Below are 633 nucleotides of genomic sequence, written 5' to 3' on the forward strand. Positions count from 1 at the left end.
CCGTGCACCAGGTACTGGCCAGGGCCAGGGTGCTCGGTGGTGATGGCGTTAGCGCCCAAGGAAGTGACATCAATAACGGTACCGTCAGCACCGAGAATGTTTACTGCTGCACGAGTTGTCATTTAGATAGCCTTGAGTGTGCCGTCAGCGGCGCGAGTGGTATTTCCGGTGTGGTAAAGCTCAATTTCTGGGGTTGTAGCGCCGTTGTAGACGGAACGCATCTTCACGGTCCCGGTGTTGCCACTCACACCATAAGGCCAGGCAATCATGAGTCTGTTGCCGCTGGAGCCGAATTGAATGGTCTGCCGGTAATAATAACCAGTCCCGCCCTGGGGATTCAGGCCAGAATCAGACGATGTGAAAACCGTATTGTCGATGCCGGCCTTGATCTCAGCCGTCCACGGCACGGGCGATGTGCCGCTGGCGATGCCTATCATCTCCATAGTCGGCACATTTCCGGCTGAACGACCCGTATTCAGAGTGGCGGCGGTGCCCAAGCCGAGCGCCACCTGGGCCGCAGCTTGTGTAGAACCTCCAGTACCACCTTTATTCACCGGCAGCGCGGCAGGAATTGCCCCGCTTGAAGGGGCACCCAAGGCGGCATAGAGCTCAGCAGTCATGGCGTTGATTTTT

1 pseudogene is annotated in these 633 nt (G+C 57.5%); it reads right to left on the reverse strand.

Annotated features, from left to right (window positions below):
* Positions 1–122 precede the first annotated feature (122 nt).
* Positions 123–633 (reverse strand): annotated as a pseudogene (locus YA0848_RS23860) (hypothetical protein); the annotation flags it as partial.

It is taken from the genome of Pseudomonas sp. S4_EA_1b (genome assembly GCF_016307435.1).
In the GTDB taxonomy this organism is placed as follows: Bacteria; Pseudomonadota; Gammaproteobacteria; order Pseudomonadales; family Pseudomonadaceae; genus Aquipseudomonas; species Aquipseudomonas rhodesiae.